Genomic DNA, 752 nt, shown 5'->3' on the forward strand with positions numbered 1-752 from the left:
CTTCCTGACTTGGGAGCAGAGGTCGAATATGTCTTTGTAGACGATGGCTCAAGCGATGGGACTTTAGAGCTTTTAAAGACCTATCGGGAGCAAAATCCTGCGGTCCGTTATGTCTCATTCTCACGAAATTTTGGGAAAGAGTCAGCCTTATACGCAGGCTTGCAGCATGCAACTGGAGACTTGGTGGTCGTGATGGATGCAGACCTTCAGGATCCTCCTAGTATGCTACTTGAGATGAAGGCCTTACTAGACCAGAATGCAGACTTAGACTGTGTTGGGACACGGAGAACTAGTCGGGAGGGAGAACCCTTTTTCCGTAGTCTCTGTGCGAACCTCTTTTACCGCCTCATGCAAAAAATTAGCCCAGTAGCCTTGCCCTCAGGTGTCCGTGATTTTCGCATGATGAGAAGGTCTGTAGTAGATGCTATTTTAACCCTGACCGAATCCAATCGTTTTTCTAAAGGACTCTTTGCCTGGGTGGGTTTTAAAACGCACTATCTGGACTATCCAAACGTTGAACGACAGGCTGGCAAGACCAGTTGGAGTTTTAGACAACTCTTTTTCTACTCGATTGAAGGGATTCTTAACTTTTCAGATTTTCCCTTGAGTATAGCCTTTGTAGCGGGACTCCTATCTTGTTTTCTTTCTTTTGTGATGACTGTTTTTGTAGTGTTTCGGACTCTTATTCTGGGAAATCCGACATCTGGTTGGACGTCTTTGATGGCTGTCATTCTCTTTCTTGGAGGGATTCA

General features: G+C 45.5%; 1 protein-coding gene. It reads left to right on the forward strand.

Annotated elements, in window-relative coordinates; genetic code table 11:
• Window positions 1-752, forward strand: a 752-nt coding sequence (locus GMD4S_RS09785) for a glycosyltransferase family 2 protein (RefSeq protein ID WP_000685509.1), incomplete at both ends; no start/stop codon positions are given.

The sequence above is a fragment of the Streptococcus sp. GMD4S genome, from assembly GCF_000296955.1.